This window comes from Glycomyces amatae (assembly GCF_020991375.1).
Lineage (GTDB): Bacteria > Actinomycetota > Actinomycetes > Mycobacteriales > Micromonosporaceae > Glycomyces > Glycomyces amatae.
The window spans coordinates 1-24,090 of record NZ_JAJLQZ010000039.1; the positions used below are offsets into that span (position 1 = coordinate 1).

Genomic DNA, 24,090 nt, shown 5'->3' on the forward strand with positions numbered 1-24,090 from the left:
GTGATGTCGGTGGGCGTCTCCCTGCGATAGCGTGCCCGGCGCAGGGAGACATCCGGCCGATGCGGACCTTGACCGCGCTCGCATGGAACATGAAGGCCTCCAGGTCGTGAAGCAGTGCCATCGACAGCTCCACTTCACAACCGGAGGCCTTCACCTGTCAGACGAATCCGCTACAACCGCGGAACAACGTCCCCGGACATCACCGCTAGCAGGTGAGGGTGACCGACGGGGTGGTGAAGCTCCACGTGAAGTCCGGCGCTCCGCCGTCCAGGTTCGCGGCCCCGTACACGATGGCGTAGTAATCGCCGGGCACACAGGGGTACTCCCCCGCGTACGCCCACGCGTAGTTGGTGTTGTTGTTGAGGACGTGATCCGAGTCCAGGAAGGTGCCGTTGCCGGTCGGGCCTCCGTTGTCGTCCCGGTACAGGGCGACGCGCGCCAGGACCGCCGCTGCCTGCTGGTTGCATTTGGTTTCGGCCGTGACGTAGACCGAGGAGCTGGAGCTTGTCGGGCCGTTGACGTTGAAGTCGCAGTCGAAGGACGCCGCCTGCGCGGCGGGTGCGGCCATCGCCTGCACGCCGAGCGCCGTGATCGCCGCTGCCGCCACAGCGAGGACTCGTGCACCGAGCCGGCGCCACACGCCCGCCCTTCCTCGCCGTCGACGGTCGGTACCGATAAGAAATTTAACCATTCATATACCCCTATCTCCAAAATGGCCGATGGGCGTCAGCCTAGCCGATCGAAGTAGGTCGCACAAGAGATCGAACTGACGTCATCGCAAGCAGCTCAAGCCATATGACAACACAGGATTCTTTCCAGAAGGACCTTTGGGGATAGAACTGTCTAAAGAGGTTTAGTTTTTCCATGCTGAAAAACTGATTGCCGAGTCCGCGGTCGAAGACCGATTCGGCTCGATACGGGCAAGCGGATCAAGGGCCGCAAGCGCCACATTGCCACCGGCATGCTCGGCCTCCTCGCCGTCATCGTCACCGCAGCCGGTGCCCGGCGACCATGCCCTGGGTCGGTCCCGCGGCGGCTGGTCGAGCGGGCCATCGGCCGCCTCAAGCGCTATCGCGCCGTCTCGACCCGCTTCGGCGAACTCGCCGTCCGCTACGAAGCGACCGTCCGGGTCGCGATCATCCTGGACCGGAGACCGAGTTCGTGAACACGGCCTAGTCTTGATTTTTAACCTTTGGTGCTGGTCAGGCGCTGTTCTCGTTCTTTCATGGTCTTGTCGCGTTTGGCTTTCTTGCCTGGGTCGCGGATTGGTGCCTTGCGTCGATTGCGCTGCCAGGCAGGGCGTCCGGGGCCTGGCCTGGAGGGTTTCGGCGCTCTGGTGAGTCGGGGCAGTGCCTGGTGGAGGTTCGGGAAAGCCCGGCGGACGCGGGTGGGCGTGAGCCGGCCCGGGGCCGCCGGGGTCTCCCAGGGCAGGCGCAGGTCGGCGGCGAGGGCGCGGGCGAGGCCGAGTTGGGTGAAGGCGGCGATGATCAGCCAGGTCCAGCGGTCGGCCGATGCGGGGTCGCGGACCTGCGGGACGGTCCAGCCCAGGGTCTGTTTGAGGAACCGGAAGGTGTGCTCGATGTCGAAGCGGCGCAGCCAAGCCGACCAGATGGTGTCGAGCAGGTCCGTGTCGAGGTCGTGCTGGGAGGTCCAGAGCCAGAGCGGCTTGGGTTCGCCGGTGTGCGGGAGCCGCTCGGTCGCCAATCGGATGAGGGTGCCCTCGATGACCGGGAGGTCGCCCTCGTGGCTGATCCAGGCGGCCCGGTGGGTCAGTCGCGAGTGCAGGTGCTCCCAGGCCTTGGCCTCGAGCCGTCCGTAGCGGGCGGTCTCGGTGCTGGTGGCGGTGGCGGGCACGCCCCAGGTGTCGGGATCGGTCATGCGAAAGGCCCGGCCGTGTTTCGGTGGACGACCACGACCGGACCAGGGGCCGGGCCTACCGTAGAGGACCCGATCGGATCGGAGTCGGCCGATGATGACCACTGGCAGGTCGCGGAGCTGCCAGGCCAGGCGCGGGACGTCGTACCCGGAGTCGGTCACGACCGCGATCGGCGGGTCGCCGTTGCGATGCTGTCCGGCGCTGATCAGTCGCGTCACCACAGTGCGCAGCTGGATCGCGGTGGTCTCGGCGGGGTCGTCGTCTTGGCCGATGCGGGTCGCGTCGAGGATCTGGGTCCACGAAGTCGCGCCGGGCTCGAGTGCGGCGACGAAGGAGTAGGACCAGCCGGGCACCATCTGGTCCTGTCCCCGGCCGTGTCCGGTGACGTGGCAGTACAAGCGTCCTGGGGAGCAGTTCGCGTCCGGGCGCAGCCACCCGGTCGCATCGACCGCGAGCACGATCCGGTCCCGGATCCGTCCGATCGGCTGCGCGGCCAGGGTGTCGCGGAGCTGGTCGGTGTCGATCCGGCCCGCGGTCAGAGCGTCGTAGAGGGCGCCGTGCCCGCGGGAGAACACCCCGGCCAGCGATAGGCCCGGCAGCGAGACCACCGGCCCGGAGGTGCACAGTAGTGCGTCGGCCAGCTCGAACAGCGCGTCCGAGCGCGCCTGCAAGCATTGATGGAACCCGGCCCGGAACCGGGCGAGTGCCCCGGCTCCCGAGCCGGTAGCGGGTTCAGGGAGAATAGACAAACGAAGCCCTTGCTGTTGAGATTCTTTGTGTCGCAACAAGAATCATCAAGCAAGGGCTTCGCTCATGCTCAAGCGGGGGTACCTGAGCAGCACCAAAGGTTAAAAATCAAGCTAGTGGCTTGCGAGGCCGGTGAGTTCGGCGAGGCGGCGGTGGGAGTCGAACAGGGCCTTGCGGTCGTAGGAGGTGGTGCCGATGAGGAGCTCGTCCGCACCGGTCGCTTCGACCAGGTCCGCCAGGCGAGGGGCGACCTCGTCGGCGGTGCCGTAGACCGCGCCCGCGAGCGCCTGTTCGAGATACATGGACTCGCGGCGGGTCTTCGCGGCCGCCCGGATCCCGGCCGAGGGCCGCAGCGGCGGGAACTCGCCCTTGGTGCGGGACAGCGCGGTGGACCAGTACTCGGGGAGCAGCAGGTCCTCGGCCGCTTCGCGGGTCGCGGCGACGGCGACCGTCTGCGCCACGACGACGTACGGCTCGGATCGCCACGCGGACGGCCGGAAGGCGAGCCGGTAGTCGTCGATCTTGGCGCGTGTGGCCGCGAGCCCTTTCGAAGGGGCGATGACCAGGCCTACGCCGTGCTTGGCGGCGTACTCGCCGCCCGATCCCACCGCCAGGACGAAGGGTTCGGGGCGCAGCCCTTCGCCGGGCCGCGCGTGCACGCCCGGATGGAATCGCTGTTCGCCGGTGAAATAGCCGAGGAGTTCGGTCAGGAGTTCGTCGAAGCCGTCGCCTTCGTCCAGGTCGTGGCCCAGTGCCGCGCGGACTGCCGGGACGAACCCGAGGGTGCGGCCCAGGCCCATGTCGATGCGGCCTTCGAACAGGGACTCCAGGACCCCGAACTGCTCGGCGACGACCAGCGGCCGGTGGTTGGGCAGCATCACGCCGCCGGTGCCGACCCGGATGCGGGCGGTCGCCGCCGCGACCGCGGCTGCGAGCACGGTGGGCGCCGAACCGGCGATGCCGGGGACACTGTGGTGCTCGGCCACCCAGTAGCGGTGGAAGCCCAGTTCCTCGGCCTGCTTGGCGTTGCTCACGACGTCGCGCAGGGTCTCGGCGGCCGTCTCACCCTCGGCGATGACGGCGCGGTCGAGTAGTGAGAGCCGAAGGGGTTGCGGAGTCCTCATATGCCGCGCAACATCCGCAGAGCCGCGAATGTTTCTCTCTCGGCGCTGATCGTGCCCGGCCTCACCGGGCTGCCGGGTGGTTCGCGGGTGAGCCGGCGGCGGGCGTCTTCGAGGCCTTTCTGGTTTGCCGCGTGGTCGGCGGTGCCGGTGAGGTCGTGATTTGCGATGCGGCGGTGACCGCGGGACGGACCTCGTCGACCTCGAGTCTGGTCTTGGCGATACCGGCGGCGCGGTCAGGACGCTGGGCGTCGCGCAGGAGGTCCTTGATCCCACCGGTCCGCGGCACGGGGATGTCGAACCTCCCATGTGCGAAACAGGACACGGCTCGAAGTGCCGATCGGTGCGCCGCCGTCCTCTTCATCGGAACCGCTTCCCCGATGGCCGGTTCACCGGTGCGGGTCCGCTGCGCCGTCGACGACGCATGGGATGCGCGATCGAGCGCCTGCACTCGGCCGCCGCAGGCACCCACGCCCGCGGCCCGGGTGCCTCAGCGCCTGCTCAGTCCGCCGCATCGCCGATGGCACCTGCGGCGCCGCCGTCCGCGGCCGCGGACTCGGCGAGGAACCGGGCGGCGAGCGCGGCGCCGAGGCCGCCTTCGATGACCACCCCGTGCCCCGCGCCGCGGATCGTCGTCAGCCGGGCCCGGGGGATTCGCCGGGCCAGGACACGGGCGTGCTCGACCGGGGTCAGTCGGTCCTCGTCGCCGTGCAGCACCAGCGTCCGCGCGGCGATTCGCCCGAGCGCGTCGGCCGCGTCATGGCGGCGGCTGGCCTGGAAGTGGCGGTTGCGGACCACCGGGTCGGCGCTCACCGACAGCAGACCGCGCATGCGTTCGGACGCAGCGGATTCCGAGAAGAACAGTGGCGCGATGCGCTCCAGGTCCCCGGAGCGCAGCGCCCGGTCGGCAGCCGCGTCCCGGCTCGGTCCGCGCCCATCCCCTGCCGAGGTCGCGGCGAGCACGAGGGCGCCGACCCGTTCAGGGTGGTCGACGGCCAGCCATTGGGCGACCCGGCCGCCCATCGAATGGCTGAGCACGTCCGCTCGTTCGATCCCGGCGGCGTCCAGGACCCGGACCGCGTCCTCGGCGAAACCGCGGGTCGAGTAGCGTTCGGCCGCGCCGTGACCGCTGGCGCCGGTGCCCCGGTGGTCGAACATCACGATTCGGCGGCCGCGACCCAGCAGCTGGGAGGCCAGTCGCCAGGACCCGTGATCGACCGCCTGCCCCGCGATCAGGAGCAGCGGCGGGCCGGTTCCGGTGTCCCAGTAAGCGATCGACGTGCCGTCGGCCGCGTGGGCGATATCCTGCACAGCGTCAAGTCTGCCCGGGCCCGGATTCGGGTGAGAGCCGCCCGCGACCCCGGTGGGTCGGCATACATCGGGGAATGTCCGCACCACTCGACCGGCGCCGACGTCCCGCAGAACGCCCGGGCAGCCCGGATGTCGGTTCCGCCCCGATCGCCGTGCACGAATCGGCGCGGAAACGCGAGGAGGTGTCACAGCAGGCCCCCATGGTCGGACGGCTCCACCATCGCCGCCTCAGGCCTGGCTGCGGCCAGGCCCGTTCGGAGGAGCGGGCCCGCGGCCGGCCGAGGCAAGGGCCAGGCCCTCATGTCATCGAAGAAAGCTCGCATTCACGGTCCTCGGATCTCACCGGAGGGGACGCGGTCATTCGGCCGACGGCACCGGCTCGGGTTCGGCTTCCATCGGTGCTGCGGTCCGCCGCCGCAGCATCGCCAGCGCGATGGCGGCGCTGACGGCGGTGATGACCGCGCCCGCGACGCCGATCGCGTTGAGACCGTTGGTGTACGCCTCGCTCGCCGCGGCGAGCAGCTCCCTGCCGAGGGGATCCGGGAGGTCCTGCGCCGCCGCGGTCGCGTCCTCCATGCTCTCCGCCGCACCGTCCGGGACCCGCACCGTGCCCGCGTAGACGGCGTTGCCGAGACTCCCCAGGAGCGCCACCCCGAGCGCGGTGCCCAGGTCGCCGCCGATGGACGACAGGGCCGCCGCCGACCCGGCCCGCTGCGGCGGCACCGACCCGACCACCAGGCCCGTGCCCAGCGCGCCGATCGTGCCGACCCCCACGAACACGACCACCGACCCGGCCACCAGCAGCGGCAGCCCGCCCACCGGGTCGACGAACACGATCATCAGGTATCCGGCCGTGCCGATGACCAGGCTTCCGCCGATGACGGTGTTGACCGGGAACCGCTTCGCGAGCACCGGGGCGACCTGTGCCGCGGCGATCGACGCGGCGGCCGACGGCACGATCCACAGGCCCGCCTCGAGCGGCGACAGCCCCTCGACCATCTGCAGGAACCCGGTGATGAACAGGTACGCGCCGCCGGTGCCGAGCATCGCGACCGTGAGGATGAGCAGCGCCGCGGTGAACGGAGCCGATCTGAACAGCCGCAGGTCGAGCAGCGGGTCCGCGAGCCGGCCCTGCCGCCGCACGAACACCGCGCCGACCGCGAGGCCCGCCACGAGCACCGCGGCGGGCGCCGGTGCGAGGCCGTGGCGCGCGAGTTCCTTGAGCCCGTAGACGACCGGCAGGATCGATGCGAGCGACAGGGCGACGCTGAGCAGGTCGATCCTCCCGGCGTCCGGGTTCTTGTACTCCGGCAGCAGGACCGGGGCGACGAGCAGCAGGACGGCGGCTACCGGGAGTCCGATGAGGAACACCGATCCCCACCAGAAGTACTCCAGGAGCGCGCCCCCCACGACCGGGCCGAGGGCGGTGCCGCCCATGAAGCAGCCGGCCCACACGGCGATCGCGCGGCCCCGCTGGCCCGGATCGCGGAACATGTTGCCGATCAGCGCGAGCGAGGACGGCATGAGGGTCGCGGCGGCGATGCCGAGCAGGCCCCGGGCGATGATGAGCTGCTCGGCGCCGGCGGCGTACGCGGCGAGCAGAGAGGTGGCGCCGACGGCGGCGGCGCCGATCATGAGCAGCCTGCGGCGGCCGATCCGGTCGCCGAGCGTGCCCATGGTGATGAGGAATCCGGCTATGAGGAACCCGTAGGCGTCCATGATCCACAGTGTCTGCGTGCCGGTGGGGTCCAGGTCGGCGGCGAGGTGCGGCAAGGCCAGGTACAGCACGCTCTGGTCGAGTGCGATGAGGACGGTGGGCAGGGCGAGCGCGGCGAGGCCGAGCCATTCGCGGACTCCGGCCCTCGGCGGGGCGGTCTCGGTGGACATGGGTGTTCCTTCCTTGGCGCGGTGTCTAGGCGAGCGCGGCGATGGCGGGGCCGAACGCGGCCCCGAGCAGGTAGCAGAGGTTGAACAGGCCCATCGCGGTGGCGCGCTGGGCTGCGGGGACGGCCGCTCCGGCGTGCAGGGCGAGCGCGCCCTGCCCGGTGGACGCGGCGAGGGAGCCGGTGAGCATGCCCGCGAACAGGATCGGCAGGACGGCGGCGCCGAGGGCCACTGCCGCGAGTGCGGCTGCCGCGGCGGCGGCGAGCACGGCGGCCAGCACCGGGTAGCGGAGCCGCCCGGAGCGGGCGACGAGGAGCCAGGACAGCGCCCCGCCCGTCAAGTACGGCACGACGACGGCGAGGCCGAGTCCGCCCGCGTCCCAGCCGGTGAGGTCGGCGAGCCGTACCGGTGCGGCGTAGACGAGCCCGAAGTTGACGACGGCGAGGAGCAGCGCGAGGACCGCGCTGATCGTGAACCGGCGGGCGGCGAGCGCCGCCTTCGGCAGGAAGCCGTGCGGGACGCGGCGCACGTGCAGTGCCAGGAGCGTCGCGGCCGCGATCGCGCCGCCCGCGGCGGGCAGCGGGTGCTGCGGCACGAGCACCAGGGCGGTGACGAGGCCGGTGAGCAGCAGCGCGCCGAGGGCGTCGAACGGTTCGGCGGCGGCCGGGCGCGGTTCGGCGCGGCGGAGCACGAACGGCACGGCGGCCAGGCTCAGCACGGTCATGGCGAGCACGGCGGGCCACGCCAGGGCCGCCTCGACCTGGGTGCCGATGAGCGGCGCGACGGCGCCGAGTCCGGCCATCGCGGAGGTCACCGCGCCCATCGCGCGAGCGTCGCCGGCGAGGCTCATCGCCACGACGACCATCCCGGCCGCGCCGAGCGCCTGGAGGCCGGAGCCGACCACGAGGGCCGCGAGTACGGGCACCGCCAGCACGAGTCCCGCACCGACGGCGATGAGCAGCGCGAACACGAGCAGTGCGACGCGCGGGCCGCGCCGGGCGAGCAGCGCGCCCATGAGCGGGGTGCCGACGGCGATGCCCCAGCCGAACGCGGTGACCACGGAGGTGGCCGCCGGGATCGTCACGTCGAGGGCGCGGGCGATGTCGCCGAGGACGAGCGCGGGTCCGGTGATGCCGAAGGACACGGGCCCGGCGAGCGCGGCGAGTGCGGCCGCGGGGACGCGCCGGGTCGCGCGAGGCGCGGTGTCGGGTGCTGCGGTCATGGCGGGCCTCACAGCGAGTAGCCGGTCTCGCGGCGGGCGGCGCGCAGCGCGGCGGCCCACCATTCGAGCCGCGCGAGGAGTGTCTTCGCGGCCTGGGGCGCCCCGGTGCGGTCGCACACCCAGCCGGCCTCGTCGACCTCGCCGCCGAAGCGGTTGAGGCTCACCGCGTCGCGCAGCGCCACGACGTGCAGCTCGGCGAAGACCTGCCGCAGCTGCTCGGCGGCCCGCAGGCCCCGCCCGACGCCGCCGTAGGTCACGAACCCGACCGGTTTGGCCTGCCATTCGTCGACGACGAGGTCGATCGCGTGCTTGAGGGCACCGGGGTAGCCGCGGTTGTACTCGGGGGTGACGACGGCGAACGCGTCGGCGCGGTCGATGCGCGCCGCCCAGGCCTCGAGCTCCGGCGTCGAGGGCCCGCCGATGCGGTGCGGAAGCGGCACTTCGAGCAGGTCGACCACGTCGAGCTCGAAGGCGCCGTGCTGCTGCGCGTGGGTCGCGAACCAGCGCGCGACCGCCGGGCCGATACGCCCCTCCCGGGTGCTGCCGATGATGACGGCGAGCCGGATCGGGTCGGTGTTCGATCGTTCGGCGTCCATGCGTTCCTCCAGTAGGATCGGTGCTTCATCCCTGGGGCGCGAGAACCGCCCCCGCCGCCGTGAGATCGGATCTCACAGGCGCCTCGCATGAACGAACGGAGAGGTGGCCTCCCTGATGCCGGACTCCCTCATCGGGCGGGGGCGGTCGGCCGGCGTGATCCGGGCCGAGGTCGACCGCGTCCTCGACGGCCGCGGCGGCCTCGTCTTCGTGACCGGCGAGGCGGGGATCGGCAAGACCTCCCTCGTGGCCGAGGCCGCGGACGACGCCGCCCGGCGCGGCGCGCGCGTCCTCAGCGCCTCCTGCTGGGAGGGCGGCGGCGCGCCCGGTTACTGGCCGTGGGTGCAGGTCGTGCGGGACCTCGCGCGGACGGCGACCACCGCGGAGTGGTCGGCGGCCGCCGCGACGGCCGGCGACAGCCTGCCGGTGCTCCTCGGGGAGGCCGCCCCGCCGCCGGCGGCCGCACGCCCCGACTCGGACAACGTGGCCTTCCGGCTGCACGACGCGTTCACCACCCTGCTGGTCGACGCCGCCCGCGCCAAGCCGACGGTGGTCGTCCTCGACGACCTCCACTGGGCCGACCCGGCCTCGCTGCGGCTGCTCGACTTCCTCTCCCGCCACGCCTGGTTCGAGCCGCTGCTGGTGCTCGGCGCCTACCGGGACGTCGAGGTGGAGCGGCGCGGCCACCCCGCGGGCGCGCTCCTGCCGCCGCTGGCGTCGCGGGCCCGCACCGTCGACCTCGCCGGCCTGGACGCGGCGGAGGTCGGCGTGCTCATCGAACGCGTCACGGGCACCGCCCCCGAGGCCGGGCTCGTCGCCGAGGTGCACCGCCGCACCGGGGGCAACCCCTTCTTCGTCGAGCAGACGGCGCAGCTCGGCTCGCCCGTGGGAGCGGGCGCTCGCGACGCGGTGCGCCGCCGCCTCGACCTCCTGCCGCCCGAGGTCGTGGCGGTCTTGGCGACGGCTTCGGCCATCGGCCACGAGTTCACCGAGGGGCTGTTGGCGGCGGTCCGCGCCGCCGGCCCGCCCGCGGGCGACCCCGGCGAGACGGCCGCGCTGCTGGAACCGGCGCTCGCGGCGCGCCTCGTGTCCCGCGCCGACGGCGGCCGGTACACGTTCACGCACGACCTCGTGCGCGAGTTCCTGTACGACGGCCTCGGCGTCGAGGGCCGCCGCGAAGCGCACCTTGCGGTGGTCCGCGCGAACGCGTCGCGGCCCGAGCTGAGCCCGGCCGCGCTCGCGCGCCACGGCCGCCTCGCCGTCCCGCTGCTGCCGGGCCGGGAGGCCGCCGACCTCTTGCTCGCCGCGGCCCGGTACGCCTGCGACCGTCTGGCCTCTGAGGAGTCCGTGGGCCACTACCGCGAGGCCCTGCGGATCGCCGGCGACTCGCCTGACCGGCCCTGGAGGGAGCTGGAGCTCGCCGAGCAGCTCGACCGCGCGGGCGACCTGCCCGGTGCACGCGAGACGTTCGCCGCCGTGCTCGACGCGGGCCGCGGCCTGGACAACACTGCGCTCGTGGCGCGGGCCGCCCTCGGCCTGCACCGGCTCGGCAATCCCGCCCACCGCACCGACGACCAGATCGCGCTGATGGACGAGGCCCGCGCCGGGCTCGAGCGCGCCCCCGGCAGCGGCGACGCGTCCCTGCGCGCGAGGGTGCTGGCCGCGGCCGGCATGGCCCGTGCGCACCGCGGCGTCGACCGGGACACGGCGCAGGAGCTGAGCCGCGCCGCCGTCGCGCTCGCCCGCGAGGCGGGCGACGACGCGACGCTCGGCTGGTGCCTGCTCGCCCTCCACGACGCGATCTGGGCCCCCGGCGCCGACGCCGACCGCATCGCGGTCCTCGACGAGCTCACTGCGGCCGCCCGCCGCGCCGCCGACGGCGAGCTCGAGTCGCTCGCGTCGTTCCTGCGCGCGCTCGCGCTCCTGGAGCAGGGCAGTCCGCGCGGCCGGGACGAACTGGCGGCGTTCACCGCGCTGACCGAGCGCACCCGCCTGCCTCGCCACCGGTACCTGGCGGTGTCGCGGCGCGGGGCGCTGGCCGCGATGGAGGGCCGGTTCGCGGAGGCCCGCACGGTGATGGACGAGGCGCGGGTGTTCGGCGAGCGGGTGGGCGAGGTCGACGGGCCCCGGGTCTGGCGCGACCAGGTGTGGATCCTGGAGCTGCTGCGAGGCGAGACCGCCCAGGCGCTCGGCGTGGCGCGCTCGGCCACCCCCGGGGAGCCGTTCATCGCGGCGCTGGAGGGCCTCACGGCGGCATACGCCGGGGACGCCGAGACCGCCGCGCGGCACTTCCCGGAGGCGGAGCGGCTGCTGGAGGCGCTGCCGCCGCGCTTCGCCCCGATGCTCATGGTCTACCGCGCCCGGCTTGCGGCGCTCACGGGCGACCCGGACCTGTGCGAGCGGGCGCGCCGCGCCCTGAAGCCCGTCGCGGACCGGTGGGCGGTGTTCTCCGGCGGCATGGTCCTGGGCCCGATGTCGCTGTGGATCGGCGATGTGAATGCGACCCAAGGCTTCTGGAATGACGCGGTCGCCGACTTCACCGCGGCCGCCGATGCCGCCGACCGCCTCGGCGCACGCCCTTGGGCGGTGCTGGCCCGGATCCGGCTCGCCGCGGCGCTGCGGGCGCGCGGCGACACGGACCGGGCGGCGGCCGTGTCGGCCGAGGCGACCGCCGAGGCCGCCCGCATCGGCATGGCGCTCGAGCAGCCGACCGCCGAGGCGCCCGCCGACGCCGCTCACGTGTTCCGGCCCGATGGTCCGGTATGGACACTCGGTTTCGCGGGCCGCACGGTCCATGTGCGCGACGCCAAGGGCCTGCACGACCTTCGGATCCTCCTGGGCCGCCCCGGCGCCGACGTCCCGGCCACCGAACTCCTCTCGCCGGCCGCCGCGCGCGAGACGGCCGGTCCCGGCGCGTTCGGGGCCGACCCGGTGCTCGACGAGCAGGCGCGGAACGCCTACCGCGACCGCCTGCTGCGGCTCGACGAAGCGCTCGCGCGCGCCGAGGCGCGCGGCGACGAGCGGGGGGCGACCGCACTCGACGAGGAGCGCCAGGCCCTGATCGAGGAGCTGCGGCGAGCCACCGGCCTAGGCGGGCGCCCGCGCCGACTCGGCGACGACGCCGAGCGCGCCCGCCAGACCGTGACCGCCCGCATCCGGGACGTGCTGCGGAAGCTCCGCGAGTCGCACCCTGAACTGCACGCGCACCTCACCGCCGCCGTCGTCACCGGCGCGCATTGCAGCTACCGCCCGGAGGCGCCGACCCGCTGGTCCCTCTGAACCGTTGGCGTGCACTGCTCGTCAGCGCATTCGCGCCGCAGGCGGCGGGCACGGTCGAACCGGAGTCCAGCGGATGCCGACCGGCCGGCGAACCCGGATCCTCGGGGCCCGCCGCGCGTGCGGTCATCGCCCTGGCGCGCCGCCCGGTGCCGGGCCCGGCGCAGCCGGCGCTGCTGCTGACCGCCGATCGGTCTGATCGCCTTCCTGCTGCCGTTCCAGCTCACCGAAGTCGCGCACGCCGGTCCCGGAGTGCTCGGCGTGGCGATCCCGTGGCTCGTGGCCGCCGCCTCTCTCCTGCACCGGGCGCCTCGCCGACCGGATCGGACCGGTTTGCCGTTCCGGCAAGAAAACTTGCCGCTGTCGCCGCGCAACGGCGACGATGGCGCACCACGCCCGTGAGGGCCGTGCGCCCCCGCAGGGGCCCGCGCTGCACAGGAGGACAGGAGCATATGGACGCACACGACTGGGACGAGCGGTACCGCAGCCGCGAACGGCTCTTCAGCGGCAACCCCAACGGCGTGCTCGTCGCCGAGGTCGCCGACCTGCCTCCGGGACGAGCGCTCGACCTCGGCTGCGGCGAGGGCGCCGACGCGATCTGGCTGGCCCGCCGCGGCTGGCGCGTCACCGGGATCGACCTCTCCGCGGTAGCCCTCGAACGCGCCGCCGCCGCGGGCGCGGACCTGGCGGACCGCCTGACCTGGACCCGGGGCGACCTCGCCGCCACGGCACCGGAGCAAGGCGCGTTCGACCTGGTCTCCGCCCAGTACCTTCCGCTTCCCAAAGCGCCGGGCGACGCGGCGCTGCGCGGCCTGCTGGGCGCCGTCGCCCCCGGCGGCACGCTCCTGTTCGCCGGACACGCGCTCAACGGCCTCGGGCACCTCCGCGGCGAGGGCGTCGACCCCACCGCCTTCTACCAGCCCGCCGAGATCGCCCGCGCCCTCGACCGCGACTGGTTCGTGGAGGTCGACGAGACCCGACTCCGAAGCGCCCCCGCACCGGCCGGCACGCACCACACGCACGACACCGTCCTGCGCGCACGGCGACTCGACTGACCGGCGCACTTGCCGCGGCGCGGCCGTCGGCTCCCTTCAGTCGTCCGGTGTTTCGGACGCGAGAACCCGGCCGGCCTCGTAGACGGGGACGGCGGGCGAGGCAGTGCGGTCAGCTCGGGGATCGCGGTGAGGCCGTCGACGCCGGGCATGCGGATGTCGAGCAGGACCACGTCCGGTTCGAGGGCGCGTGCCAGGTCGGCGGCCTCGGCGCCGTCGCCCCCTCGCCGACTGGGACACGCTTCAGTCTCCCGCCCTGAACCGCCGAGTGCCGCAGCGGTCCCGAGTGGGCGATGACCGAGAGCCCCCGGTCGAGCTCGGGCGCCGCGGCAGGGACGCGCTCAATCGGTGATGTCGCGGAACTTGAACACCAGCGTCGCGCCGACCAGGGCGATGGTCGCCCAGGATGCGACGCCGACGAGGGTTTCGGCCTGGGCGGCGGCGTTGTCACCGCCGCGGGCGAGGCTCACGATGAGTTGCCCCGGCAGCCATGCGGCGGCGTCGGGTGCGACCTCCACCGCGAGGATCTCGACGGGGAGGATGTAGGCGATGCCGACGCCGATCGCGGCCGGCGCCGAACGCAGGAGGACCGCGAGCAGCACGCCGATCGTCGCCCACGCCCAGCTCGCGGCGATCAGGCTGCCCGTGCCGAGCATGAGTTCCGCGACCCCTTCCCGCCCCCACCACCGTTCGGTGTCGACGCCCGGGCCGGCCATCAGCTGCGCCGCGGGGGCGGCGATGGCGACGGTCACGACCACGGTCACTGCGAGGTAGCCGAACAGCGCCATCGTCTTGCCCAGGAGCAGCCGGCCCCGGAACGGCAGGCGGACGGCGCTCGAGCGGATCGTGCCGAACCGGTACTCGCCGCCGATGTTCACCGAGACCAGCGCGAGCACGACGATGCCGAGGAACGTCACGACGTTGCCGAGGCTGCGCGCCAGACCGTCCGCGGCCTCGAGGCCGTCGCGGGAGAGCACGAGCCCGGCCGGGCCGCGGTCGCCGGCGACCGGCCCCGGATCGGTGACCGAGACGACGAGCGTGATCAGCATGAACGCGATCACCGCCGCGATCCCGAAGAGGTAGGTGGACTGCCGGAGTTTGACCAGCTCGCCGCGGAACGCCCGGATCACCGCGCACCGTCCTCGGTCAGGCCGAAGAAGATCTCCTCGAGCGTCGGGGCCGCGACCGTCAGTTCGGCCAGCGTGATCCCGGCCGCGTGCGCGGAGCGGTTGAGCCGGGCCGACGCGGCCGGGCCCGCGCCCGCCGCGGACACCGCGCCGTCCCTCACCCGGACGTGCCCGCCGCCGTCGGACGCGATGCGCGCCAGCGCTTCCAGGTCGGCGGCGTGTTCGGGCCGGGCGGTGATCGTCGCGGCCCGGCGCGCGAGCAGCGACGACAGGAGTCCCTGGTAGACGAGTGCGCCTGCGCGCAGGAGCACCAGGTGGTCGCTGACGTGTTCGAGCTCTGCGAGCTGGTGGCTGGAGACGAAGACGGTGACGCCGTCGTCGGCGAGACGCCGCAGCAGCGTCCGGATCTCGCGGATGCCGGCCGGGTCGAGGCCGTTCGCGGGCTCGTCCAGGACGACCAGTTCCGGGTCGCCGAGCAGCGCGGCCGCGAGCGCGAGGCGCTGGCGCATGCCGAGCGAGTACGAGCCGACCGGGTCGTCGGCGCGGTCGTCGATGCCGGTGAGTTCGAGGGCGCGTTCGATGCCGCCGCGAGTGCCGGCGAGGCGTTCGAGGACGGCGAGGTTGGCCCGGCCGCTCAGGCGCGGGTAGAACGCCGGCCCGTCCACAAGGGCGCCCACGCGCTCCAGGTAGGCGGCGGGGCGGTCGAGCGGGCGCCCGAGCACCTCGCCGGTGCCGGAGGTCGGCCGGATGAGCCCGAGCAGCATGCGGATCGTGGTGGTCTTGCCGGCCCCGTTGGGGCCGACGAACCCGGTGACGCGTCCGGTGGGCACGGCCAGGTCGAGTGCTTCCACCGCGACGCGTTCGCCGTACCGCTTCTCGAGACCGACCGTGCGGACTGCCAGGTCCATCGGCATGACACCTCCATAGATTTGATTGCTACATATAGCGATGCTACATATAAATCTGATAGGCTCGCAACCGATGAACCACTCGATCTTGAAGGGCCACCTCGACGGGCTGATCCTGTCAGTCCTCGAAGTCGAACCGCTGCACGGATACGCGGTCATCGAGGCGCTGCGGCACCGCTCGGACGAGGCCCTCGACCTGCCCTCGGGCACGATCTACCCCGCGCTGCGCCGCCTGGAGCGCTCGGGCCGCATCGCGGGCGAATGGTCGGTCGTGGAAGGCCGGCGCCGCCGCACCTACCGCCTCACCGCCGCCGGAGCGGCGACGCTCGCCCGCGAGCGCAGCGAGTGGACGGCGTTCTCCGCGATGGTCGACCGCGTACTGGCGGCCAGGCCGTGAGCACCGCGGTCGAGCGCTACCTCCGCGAGGTCGGCAGCCGCCTTCCCGGAAGTCGGCGCGTCCGCGCCGACCACCTCGACGAGCTGCGCGACGGCCTGCTGACAGCGGTCGAGCAGCGCCCGGACGGCGAGACCGGGTACGCGGAGGTGGTCGCGGACTTCGGCGACCCGGCCGTGATCGCCGCGGCGCTCGGACGCGAGATCCACCTGCGGGAGGCGCGCCGCAGCGCCCTGCGGCTCCTGGGGGTGCTCGTGGTGATGGCAGTGCTGTGGCATGCGTACCGCGACGCCTACGGCACCCCGTCGGCGCTCATACCGGACGGGTGGTCCAGGCCGGTCTTCCTCGCGGGCACCGACATCATCCGGATCGCGCCGGCGGTGGCGATGGCGAGCGCGGTCCTCCTCGCCGCCACCGCGTCCCTGCGCTCGGCGCACACCTGGGTCCGCTTCGTCCACCGCGCGTCCGGCGTCGGCGCACTGTTCGCGACCACATTGTTCTGCCTCTCGGCGGCGGCCATCGCCGCCACCGCGAACGCGGCGCATCGGCTCGAAGTCCTCGCCCTCGCCCTCCCGGTCGCGCTCCTCACCGCGTTCCTGCTCTGGAGCGCGGCCCGGGCCGCAGGGCACGGCCGCCGCGCGTTCCAGGAGGTCGAGACGGCGTCCCGGTTGCCCTGAGCTTCAGGGTCGCCCGTCGGCCGCATCGCCCTGGCCGCAGCTGCCTGCACGGCGCCGGGCCGCCGAGAGAGCCCGTGCGGCCGTCGGCGGTCGACTGCGCGACGCCCTTTCCGGCTCTTCGCGTTCGCGCCTGCCGCACCCGTATCGGCAGGGGGCGCGGCACGGCCTCGTGTTCTGCGGCCCGCGCCGTCCTCGGGTCCGTTCCGGAACCGAGACGAACCCCTAGGGAATCGCGTCCCTGGATGCGCGGAGCTCCTCGAGCAGGTCCGCCACCGGGCCGGCGGTCACCATCCCGCTCCCCGCCCCGGCCAGCTCCCCCGCCGCCGGGCGGAGCGCGGCCTCCACCCGGGTCGTCATCGCCTCGTCCCCCAAGGCCGTCGCCGCGCGCCCGGTGAGGGCCCACATCGCCTCGGCCATCAAGTCGCCGGGCGGCGCCGGTGCCCGCCGCAACGACCCCGCCGCCTCACTCCGGCGGCCCCGCTCCAGCAGAACCAGCGGCCGCACCCAGGGTTCATAAGGGCCCCAATCGGTGTCGTCCGCGAACCTCAACGGCGCGCCCCGCTGCAACCGCGAGCACAGCAGCGCGAGCGGCAGCAGGCCCCGCCGCACCCCGGGCATTCCCGCGCCGTCAAGCCGCGCATCTGCGGCCCGGTAAGCCGCCTCGACCTCCTCGAGCGGCACCGCATGCGCGGCCATCCGCATCGCCCGGTACCAGTCCGTGAACACCCCCGCAAGCGGCCTCTCATGCCGCTCGGCGAGCAGGTCCACCGCCGCGGCGTGCTCGTCCGCCCCGTCGAAATCCGCCGACGCGCTCCGCGCCTGGAGCCGCACGAGATGCCCCAGGATCGCAAACGCGGGCAGTCGGCGCCCCGTGGCGATCTCGACCAGCTCGGCCCCGATCCGATCCCGTTCCGGAGCGAGCCCGGTCCGGCCGAAGGACTGCATGAAGACGCCGTTGAGCGCGAACGCCAGCAGCGCGGGATCGCCCAGTCCGCGGGCGAGCCGCTCGGCCTCGGCGGCAGCCTCGGCCGGACGCGGCCCCGGCACGCCCCTCGACTCGACCGCGACCACCGACAGCAGGCGCGCCCGGTCGACGTCATGGGCCGCAGAGCCCAACCGCGCCAAGGCGCTCTCCGCGGCTGCCACGATCCGGGCCGACCGCGCGGGATCGTCCGAACGAGACCAGATCGCGGGCACGTCGTAGCCCCCGATCACCCGCGCGGCGAGTTCCGGATCACCCAGGCGCTCAGCGGCTTCGACCGCGGCGGCCCGCTGCTCCTGCGCCGTCCCGAGCCCGGTGCCGCCGGTCAGGGCGAGACTCCGGAGCAGGCCCACCGTGGACTCCAGCCGCGCGGAGGACCGCGATCCCACGTTCTGGTCGTACGCCGCCGTGGTCGCAGCCCAGACCTGTTCGGCCCCTTCGACACCGGGGTCGGTCTGGCGGAGCAGGTCCGTCTCCAGCCGCCGCAGGCGCGCATTCGGCGCGACACCGTGCCGCTCGTCGAGCAGCGACCGCGCCCGCCGCAGCACCGCGAGCGCCTCCACCTGCCGCCCGGTCCGGTACAACGCGAGCGCCAGCAGCCGCCACGCCTCCTCGCGCCACGGGTCTTCGGCCACCAGCGCGTCGAGGCCGGGCACCGCTTCACCCGGCCGCCCCGACTCGAGCAGCGCATCGGCTCGCCGCTCGATCGCGCCGAGCCGCAACTGGTCGAGCCGGGAACGCTCAGTGCCGGACCAGGACTCGTCGAAGTCCGCGTACGCCGAGCCCCGCCATTCGCCGAGGGCCCCGTCGAGAAGCGCGACCGCGAGACGCGGCGACGCGGTCGCGGCCTCAGCGACGGCCGCCTCGAACCGCCAGGCGTCCACCGCATCCGCCTCCACCCGCAACGCGTACCCGGGTCCCTCGGTCACCAGCAGCCGCGCAGGCGCGCGCGGCCGCCGATCGGGTTCCAGCGCGCGCCGCAACGCCGCCACGAACGTCCTCACCGCGCTCACCGCACCCGCGGGCGGCTGCGCCCACAGGTCGTCCACGAGCCGGTCCACCGGCACGACCCGCCCGCGCGCGACCACCAGCCGCGCCAGCACCGCCCGGTGCCGCGGACCCCTGAGATCCAGCCCGGACCCCGTCTCGCTCCAGGCGAGGACCGGGCCGAGCACGCCGATTCGCACGCGCAAGGGCACCTCCATCCGCTCGTCAAACTATCGCGCTCATCGAACGCTCATCGGCGACTCGCAGACTCGAGGAAGCCCATCGAACCAGAAGGAGCGGACAATGAACCTTGCAATCCCGGGCTTCGACTACCGGCGGACCGCCGTCTGCGACGGGGTCTCGCTCAACGCGGCCGTAGGCGGCGAGGGCAGCCCGATCGTGCTGCTCCACGGCTTCCCGCAGACGCACCTGATGTGGCGGCACGTAGCCGCCGACCTCGCGGCCGACCACACCGTCATCGTCCCCGACCTGCGCGGCTACGGCGCGAGCGACAAACCCGCCGAAGCCGGGCCCGAGACGTACGCCAAGCGCACCATGGCGGCCGACATCGTGGAGCTCGCCGAACGGCTCGGCCATCGGCGGTTCGCGCTGGCCGGGCACGACCGGGGCGCTCTGGTGGCGGTCCGCGCGGGCCTCGACCACCCCGAGGCGGTCTCGCACCTCGCGATCCTCGACGTCGTACCGACCTTGGACATGTGGGAGGTCCTGCACGGGGCCGACGCGGCGGTGGCGTTCCACCTGTACCTGATGGCCCAGCCGCCCGGCCTGCCCGAACGGATGATCGCAGCGAGCGCGGACGAGTTCTTCGGGTTCTTCCTCGACGCCTGGACGAAGGACGCGGCGGCGATCCCGGCCCCGGTGCGCGCCGAGTACCTGCGGGCCTCCCGCGAGGCGGTCGACTCGATCGTGGCGGACTACCGCGCTTCGGCGGGCGTGGACATCGAGCACGACCGGGCCGACCGCGCGGGCGGCGGTCGGCTGCGGATGCCGGTGACGGTCGTCCAGCAGGACTGGGGCGCGGCTCTCGGCTACGACGCCGAGGCCGTGTGGCGGGCGTGGGCGCCGGACCTCGACCACCGGCTGACCGGCGCGGGCCACTTCATGGCCGAGGAGGACCCGGACTCGATCGTGAAGGCACTGCGCGACCTGCTGGCCCGCTGAAGCCGGGCGCTTCGGCAGGAACCGGGGCGCGTGCCTGCACGACCGGCACGCGCCCGGCTCCACCCGAAAGACGTCGCGCATCTGCTTCGCCGCGGACCGTCTCCGGCCGGGTCTCGATCATGAGGGATTTCAATAAACCGGTGCGATCACGGCTCATGATGCCGGAAGCTACGGCATCCGCGTTCGAGGGATCCGACGGCGATCCACCGGTTAAGCGGTGAGGAGCCGGTCGAGCGCGGCCTCCCCGGCCTGCTTCCAGGTCGGCATCCCCCACGGCTTGCCCAGCTCTGCGGCGATCCCCGCCTCGATGGAGGCGAGGCCGCGCAGCAGAGCCCAGCCCCGGGCCCTGCGGATCAGGTCTTCGTCGCTTCGCCCGTACGCCGCGATGCACCGCTGGGCGTGGCTGGCGGGCAGCAGCGCCCAGGCCGCCGCGAGATCGGTGGCGGGATCGCCCGCGCACATGTCACCGAAATCGATGACGCCCGCCAGCGTCCCGTCGACGACCACGACGTTCGACGGGTGCAGGTCGGCATGGATCCAGACGGGCGCGCCGGTCCACGGGGCGGCTGCGAGGGCCTCCTCCCAGACGCGCCGGGCCCGGGCGACGGCGTCGGCGTCGGGCAGGACCTGGAGCAAGCGTGCGAAGAAGTCGGCGAACTCGGCGAGGGGCGCGCTGCGGCCGCGGTTGAACGGCGCGTCGTCCGGCGCCTCCGTGTGGAGCGCTTGCAGGAAGGCGACCAACCGGTCCGTCGAGCGCGGCCCTTCCGCGATGGGGCGAAGATCCCCCGGCTCGCCCTCGACCCAGGTGGTCACGATCCACGGTTCAGGAAAGCGGTCGGTTCGCGACCCGAGGTGGATCGGGACGGGGACGGGGATCGGCAGGTGCGGGGCCAGCTCCGAGAGCCATCGGTGCTCCTGTTCGATGAGCGCCGCAGCGCGGGCCGTTCGCGGCAGCCGGACGGCGAGATCCTCGCCCACGCGCCACATCTGGTTGTTCCAGCCGCTGCGCACCCGCCGGAGCCGCCGGTCCGCAAGATCGGGGCGCTGCCCTCGCAGCAGCACACGGATGAGGGCTTCATCGATCACCAAGTCGCTCAAGCGGAACACTCCTTTCTCAGGAGAACGCGATGGAAGGGGTCGGGCGGCGTTGGAGAAGCGCGGAAGCCTTCAATTAGTTTTGTTGTGTCGCAGTGGATGCTCCAGCAACTGGCACGGGCGGTCGGCACCGCCTCGCCCGAGGCCGTCCGCCGGGATCTTGACCTGGCGGAGACCCGGCTCGAGTTGCGAGCCGCCCTGCCTTCGCGCCATGCGAAGAAGACCGTGCTCATCGTCGACGACGGTCTGCGTTCCCGCGCCGCTCACCGGTGCGGCCCTGCCCTGTAGAGGCCGACCAGGACGCCGTAGCGGGATTCGCCGTCCTCCTCCGGGAGGTCGTGCACCAGCTCCTCCAGGGTCTCGCGCAGGCGCTGGGCCTGGGACTCGCTCAAGTGGACGTTGCGGAGCATCAGCAGCGGGTCGTCTTCATCGGCGGCGATCTCGCCGGCGACGGCCGCGAGGGCCGCCCTGGAGGACTCGCCCGTGTCGAAGTGGATCCGCTCGGCGGTGCGTTTGAAACGCTGCTCGGTCCCGCCTCTGACCTTGCGCGTGCTGTCGAGCCGGACCAGGCCGGCCTCGCGCAGGATCTTCAAGTGGTGGCTCGCGCTGCCCTTGCTGATGCCGAGTTCGGCGGCGAGCAGGCTCAGCGTCGCCGACCGCCGCCCGAGGGCGAAGAGCAGCCGGTGCCGCACCGGGTTGCCGAGCGCCCGGTACTGCTGCGGGGTCGAGACCGTCATTTCCTCCGCGTCGGGTGCTTCCATGAGTCAAGTGTCCAAAAAACTGGACGCTTTGTCAATTCGATGGTTGACTTCTCCGCAACGCCAACCCCCTGGAGGTCCGGATGCCCGCAGCCGCCGTCATCCCGCAGATCACGAAACTGCTCCACGAGCACTACGTCTTCCCCGAGGTCGCCGCCGAACTCGACGCCGTGCTGGCCGCGGCGGCGGCCGACGGCCGCTACGACGGCGCCGACCAGGCCCGTCTCGCCGAACTCGTCACCGCCGACCTGCAATCGGTCAACGGCGATCTCCACCTGCGCCTCAAGTACAGCGAGACCGCGCTGAGCGACACCCACGACGAGGACGAGACCCAGCTCCGCCAGATGGCCGAATGGAGCGACCTCGCCTGCGGCGGCGTCGCGACCGCGCAGCGCCTCCCCGGCAACGTCGGGCTGCTGGCGATCGCCCCGCTGCTCTTCCCGCCCGCAGTCGCCGGATCCCGTGTCACCGCCGCCATGAACCTGCTCGCCGCCACCGACGCCCTCATCCTCGACCTGCGCGAATGCCTGGGCGGCGACCCGGCCATGGTCAACTGGGCCTACAGCTTCCTCACCGGCGCCGAGCCCGTGCAGCTCTCGGGCATGGCCAAGCGCGACCCCGGGCAGTTCACGCAGAACTGGACCTCGCACGTCCCCGGTCCCAAATTCGGCGGGACCAAACCCGTGTGGGTGCTCACCAGTGAACGGACCTTCTCCGGCGGCGAAGCGCTGAGCTTCGACCTCCAAGAGCGCGGCCGGGCCACCGTGGTCGGCGAGCGGACCAGAGGCGGCGCGCATCCGCGCGAGGGCTTCAAAGTGGACTCGCATCTCGAGGTCACCGTCCCGGTCGCCCGCTCCGTCAGCCCGATCTCCGGCGGGAACTGGGAAGGCACCGGCGTCCTGCCCGATGTGCCCGCCACGGCCGCCGACGCGCTCCGCGAAGCCCACCGCCGAGCCCTCGAAACCGTCCTCGCCCTCGGCGCCGACGGCCTCCGCCGCCAGGTGGCCGACGAGGCCGCCCGAGCGCTCCGGGATCACGAGGCCTGCTAACCGGGTTTCCAAATCTCGGCCGACGCGACCGGTCCCGTCGCCGGGCGGGGGTTTTGCGACGCCGATCCGCTGCGGGTCGACGCTCAAGGCTCAGAAGGTCTTGGGCAGCGCCAGCAGAACGATCGCGGCGCCGATGAAGGTGACGACCGCGGCTCCCGAGAGGATCCATTGCGAGCGGAGCGTCCGGGAGCGCCCCGCGACCCCGGCGAAGAACAGGGCGAGCGCCAGGATCACGGCCATGAAGACGTAGTTGTCGGACCGCTGGTTGTCCTCGTGCGCCTCCTGGGTGCGGGCCTCGGCCTTCGCGACGAGGTCGGCGGCGAGCGCCTCGGACGCCGGCCGGTACTCGGGCATGTCGAAGGGCGTGGGCGGGGCGTCCGGGTTCACCATGGGCCGCGTGGCGATCCAGGCGTCGACGGCGGGCCTGAACTCGGGGCGGAACCGCTCGTAGAGGAACCCCGAGACCTCGTCGGGGTTCGGGGTGTAGTCGCCCGCCGGGCGCGGCGAGGTGCCCGCGACGATCTCCTCCTGGAGGGCCCCGATCCACGAGGTGAAGGACAGCAGGTCCTTCAGCCGGTCCTGCCCGGCGTCGGTGGCGGCCTTGGCCGACTCGGTGCGGACGGCGCCGGCCTCGGCGAAGGCGATGGCCTGGAGGCCGCTCCATTTCGCGCTCTGGAAGCCGGCCCAGGCGGTGCCCACGGCCGCCAGGGCCATGATAACGGTGAGCGCCAGGTCCATCCACCGGGGCATCACCGGACTCGTGTCGTCGTTCATCGCCGCCGCACCCCCTGCCGCTCGCAGCGCGTCTGTCGCAGATGGAACCGACCTTAGCGTCGCCGCGGGGCCGGTACCGGGAATATCGCGAGGCGGGGCGGTGGGTCGCGCTCGGGCGGCTCGGGAACTTCACCGGCGCTTCGCGAGAGCGGCTGCGGCGGTCGATTTCCTCTTCGCCGGCCTCCGTGCGCACGGCTGCCGGCGGCCGACGACACCGCCGCGCTGGCGGTCGGCGTGCGGCGCGAACGAGCCGGCCCGCGCCCGGGCGCGGGCCGCGCGGTTCACTCGGGTGCGTTGACCTCGCCGAGGACGACGGCGAGCGACCAGATGATGAAGATGTTGATCGCGATGATCAGCAGTGCCCAGAGCGGGTAGTAGGGCAGGAAGAAGAACTGGTTGAGCGCGGAGACGACCGCCAGGCCGATGCCCGCGCCGTAGGCCCAGGACCGCCCCATGAGGACGAAGACGCCGACCAGCAGCACCAGCGCGCCGAGGACGAGGTGGATCCAGCCCCAGCCGGTGGTGTCGATGGCGAACGTGTAGTCGGGCGAGGCCACGAACAGTTCGTCCTCGGCGATCGCCGCGATCCCCTCGAAGACCTGGAACAGGCCCACGGTGATCATGAGGCTGCCCGCCAGGACCGCGCCGCTGGTGGCCCAGGCGAGCCTTCCGTTGTCGGTCATCGCCGACTCCTCTCTCCTCGACGGGCCGCCGCGGGGCGGCCCGGCTCGGGCGGCCGACGCCGTCCTGTGGTCTTTGTGTAACGCTTCCGGCGGCGCTCGGGGCCGATTCGGCGAATCCGGCCCGCGCCCGCGCGTCGGCACCGCGTTCGGACCCGAGCGCGGTGCGTCCGATGAGCTCGGCGGCGAACGCCGGCACGGCGACCGCGATGACACCGGTGGCGCCGGGGCGTCGCCGCAGGACGATCCAGGGGAGGCCGCCGACGACGGGTCCGCCTGTTGGAAGCGCCGCTCGGCGGAGACCTCCTGCACGGCGTCACCGCTCCCATTTTCGGCCCGGCGGGTATTTACATTGCGGGCATATGCCGGTTATATTTGTGTTTGTCAATGTAGC

The 24,090-nt window shown here is 73.1% G+C and carries 22 protein-coding genes and 1 pseudogene; 7 read left to right on the forward strand and 16 right to left on the reverse strand.

The features are described 5' to 3' along the window. Window positions 1-205 precede the first annotated feature (205 nt). Entirely contained in the window at window positions 206-640 is a 435-nt protein-coding gene (locus LO763_RS27845) for a hypothetical protein (RefSeq protein WP_230791703.1), read from the reverse strand. A gap of 321 nt (window positions 641-961) precedes the next feature. Here LO763_RS27845 and LO763_RS30315 point away from each other — a divergent pair, with 321 nt between their 5' ends. Then, window positions 962-1,165, forward strand: a complete 204-nt coding sequence (locus tag LO763_RS30315; protein ID WP_230791705.1) for a hypothetical protein — start codon at window positions 962-964, stop codon at window positions 1,163-1,165. A 20-nt stretch (window positions 1,166-1,185) separates the two neighbouring features. Here LO763_RS30315 and LO763_RS27855 read toward each other — a convergent pair whose 3' ends face one another. The 7 genes from LO763_RS27855 to LO763_RS27885 form a co-directional block, all read right to left on the reverse strand. Continuing rightward, window positions 1,186-2,625, reverse strand: a complete 1,440-nt coding sequence (locus tag LO763_RS27855) for an NF041680 family putative transposase (protein WP_304608885.1) — start codon at window positions 2,623-2,625, stop codon at window positions 1,186-1,188. 111 nt (window positions 2,626-2,736) lie between these two features. Continuing rightward, window positions 2,737-3,747, reverse strand: coding sequence for an MsnO8 family LLM class oxidoreductase (locus tag LO763_RS27860; RefSeq protein WP_230791709.1), 1,011 nt, complete (start codon window positions 3,745-3,747; stop codon window positions 2,737-2,739). A 61-nt stretch (window positions 3,748-3,808) separates the two neighbouring features. Beyond that, complete coding sequence (locus LO763_RS27865; protein ID WP_230791711.1) at window positions 3,809-4,195, reverse strand: hypothetical protein; 387 nt, start codon at window positions 4,193-4,195, stop codon at window positions 3,809-3,811. Between the two features lie 50 nt (window positions 4,196-4,245). Beyond that, window positions 4,246-5,055 (reverse strand): alpha/beta fold hydrolase, encoded by an 810-nt coding sequence (locus LO763_RS27870; RefSeq protein WP_230791713.1) that lies wholly within the window; start codon window positions 5,053-5,055, stop codon window positions 4,246-4,248. Window positions 5,056-5,412: 357 nt separating this feature from the next. Continuing rightward, entirely contained in the window at window positions 5,413-6,942 is a 1,530-nt protein-coding gene (locus LO763_RS27875; RefSeq protein ID WP_230791721.1) for an MFS transporter, read from the reverse strand. Window positions 6,943-6,967: 25 nt separating this feature from the next. Next, window positions 6,968-8,161 carry an MFS transporter gene (locus LO763_RS27880; protein ID WP_230791723.1) on the reverse strand — a complete coding sequence of 398 codons (1,194 nt, stop codon included), beginning with the start codon at window positions 8,159-8,161 and terminating at the stop codon, window positions 6,968-6,970. A gap of 8 nt (window positions 8,162-8,169) precedes the next feature. Next, the gene (locus tag LO763_RS27885) at window positions 8,170-8,757 is read right to left on the reverse strand and encodes an NADPH-dependent FMN reductase (RefSeq protein ID WP_230791725.1); all 588 of its coding nucleotides are present in this window, start codon (window positions 8,755-8,757) and stop codon (window positions 8,170-8,172) included. A 115-nt stretch (window positions 8,758-8,872) separates the two neighbouring features. On the opposite strand from LO763_RS27885, the gene LO763_RS27890 reads away from it, so the two are divergent. Beyond that, the gene (locus tag LO763_RS27890) at window positions 8,873-12,034 is read left to right on the forward strand and encodes an ATP-binding protein (protein WP_230791731.1); all 3,162 of its coding nucleotides are present in this window, start codon (window positions 8,873-8,875) and stop codon (window positions 12,032-12,034) included. A 449-nt stretch (window positions 12,035-12,483) separates the two neighbouring features. Next, window positions 12,484-13,086 (forward strand): class I SAM-dependent methyltransferase, encoded by a 603-nt coding sequence (locus LO763_RS27895; RefSeq protein WP_230791737.1) that lies wholly within the window; start codon window positions 12,484-12,486, stop codon window positions 13,084-13,086. A gap of 89 nt (window positions 13,087-13,175) precedes the next feature. Here LO763_RS27895 and LO763_RS30200 read toward each other — a convergent pair. From LO763_RS30200 to LO763_RS27910, 3 genes and pseudogenes are all read right to left on the reverse strand, one after another. Further along, a pseudogene (locus LO763_RS30200) lies at window positions 13,176-13,307 on the reverse strand (response regulator); the annotation flags it as partial. A gap of 117 nt (window positions 13,308-13,424) precedes the next feature. After that, a complete protein-coding gene (locus LO763_RS27905) occupies window positions 13,425-14,213 on the reverse strand; it encodes an ABC transporter permease (RefSeq protein ID WP_230791738.1) in 789 nt (262 codons plus the stop codon). Beyond that, on the reverse strand, window positions 14,210-15,124 hold the full coding sequence (locus LO763_RS27910) for an ABC transporter ATP-binding protein (protein ID WP_230791740.1): 915 nt from the start codon (window positions 15,122-15,124) through the stop codon (window positions 14,210-14,212). Before LO763_RS27910 ends, LO763_RS27905 begins: the two co-directional genes overlap by 4 nt. 67 nt (window positions 15,125-15,191) lie before the next feature. Here LO763_RS27910 and LO763_RS27915 point away from each other — a divergent pair, with 67 nt between their 5' ends. Both LO763_RS27915 and LO763_RS27920 read left to right on the forward strand, forming a co-directional pair. Continuing rightward, complete coding sequence (locus LO763_RS27915; RefSeq protein ID WP_230791742.1) at window positions 15,192-15,515, forward strand: helix-turn-helix transcriptional regulator; 324 nt, start codon at window positions 15,192-15,194, stop codon at window positions 15,513-15,515. After that, window positions 15,512-16,189 (forward strand): HAAS signaling domain-containing protein, encoded by a 678-nt coding sequence (locus tag LO763_RS27920; RefSeq protein WP_230791744.1) that lies wholly within the window; start codon window positions 15,512-15,514, stop codon window positions 16,187-16,189. The genes LO763_RS27915 and LO763_RS27920 overlap by 4 nt, the downstream gene beginning before the upstream one ends. Window positions 16,190-16,411: 222 nt before the next feature. Here the strand turns inward: LO763_RS27920 and LO763_RS27925 are convergent, their stop codons facing one another. Continuing rightward, window positions 16,412-18,364: an AfsR/SARP family transcriptional regulator gene (locus LO763_RS27925; RefSeq protein WP_255673091.1), complete on the reverse strand. Its 1,953-nt coding sequence runs from the start codon at window positions 18,362-18,364 to the stop codon at window positions 16,412-16,414. Window positions 18,365-18,461: 97 nt separating this feature from the next. Between LO763_RS27925 and LO763_RS27930 the strand changes: the two genes are divergently transcribed. Next, window positions 18,462-19,340: an alpha/beta fold hydrolase gene (locus tag LO763_RS27930; RefSeq protein ID WP_230791746.1), complete on the forward strand. Its 879-nt coding sequence runs from the start codon at window positions 18,462-18,464 to the stop codon at window positions 19,338-19,340. 210 nt (window positions 19,341-19,550) lie between these two features. On the opposite strand, the gene LO763_RS27935 is transcribed toward LO763_RS27930, so the two are convergent. Then, window positions 19,551-20,447 carry an aminoglycoside phosphotransferase family protein gene (locus LO763_RS27935; protein ID WP_369432110.1) on the reverse strand — a complete coding sequence of 299 codons (897 nt, stop codon included), beginning with the start codon at window positions 20,445-20,447 and terminating at the stop codon, window positions 19,551-19,553. A 251-nt stretch (window positions 20,448-20,698) separates the two neighbouring features. After that, window positions 20,699-21,196 (reverse strand): ArsR/SmtB family transcription factor, encoded by a 498-nt coding sequence (locus tag LO763_RS27940; RefSeq protein ID WP_230791750.1) that lies wholly within the window; start codon window positions 21,194-21,196, stop codon window positions 20,699-20,701. 80 nt (window positions 21,197-21,276) lie between these two features. Between LO763_RS27940 and LO763_RS27945 the strand changes: the two genes are divergently transcribed. Beyond that, a complete protein-coding gene (locus LO763_RS27945) occupies window positions 21,277-22,242 on the forward strand; it encodes a S41 family peptidase (protein ID WP_230791759.1) in 966 nt (321 codons plus the stop codon). A gap of 90 nt (window positions 22,243-22,332) precedes the next feature. On the opposite strand, the gene LO763_RS27950 is transcribed toward LO763_RS27945, so the two are convergent. Both LO763_RS27950 and LO763_RS27955 read right to left on the reverse strand, forming a co-directional pair. Continuing rightward, window positions 22,333-23,016, reverse strand: coding sequence for a hypothetical protein (locus LO763_RS27950; protein WP_230791763.1), 684 nt, complete (start codon window positions 23,014-23,016; stop codon window positions 22,333-22,335). Between the two features lie 281 nt (window positions 23,017-23,297). Then, window positions 23,298-23,699 (reverse strand): DUF7144 family membrane protein, encoded by a 402-nt coding sequence (locus LO763_RS27955; RefSeq protein WP_230791765.1) that lies wholly within the window; start codon window positions 23,697-23,699, stop codon window positions 23,298-23,300. Between the last annotated feature and the right edge of the window lie 391 nt (window positions 23,700-24,090).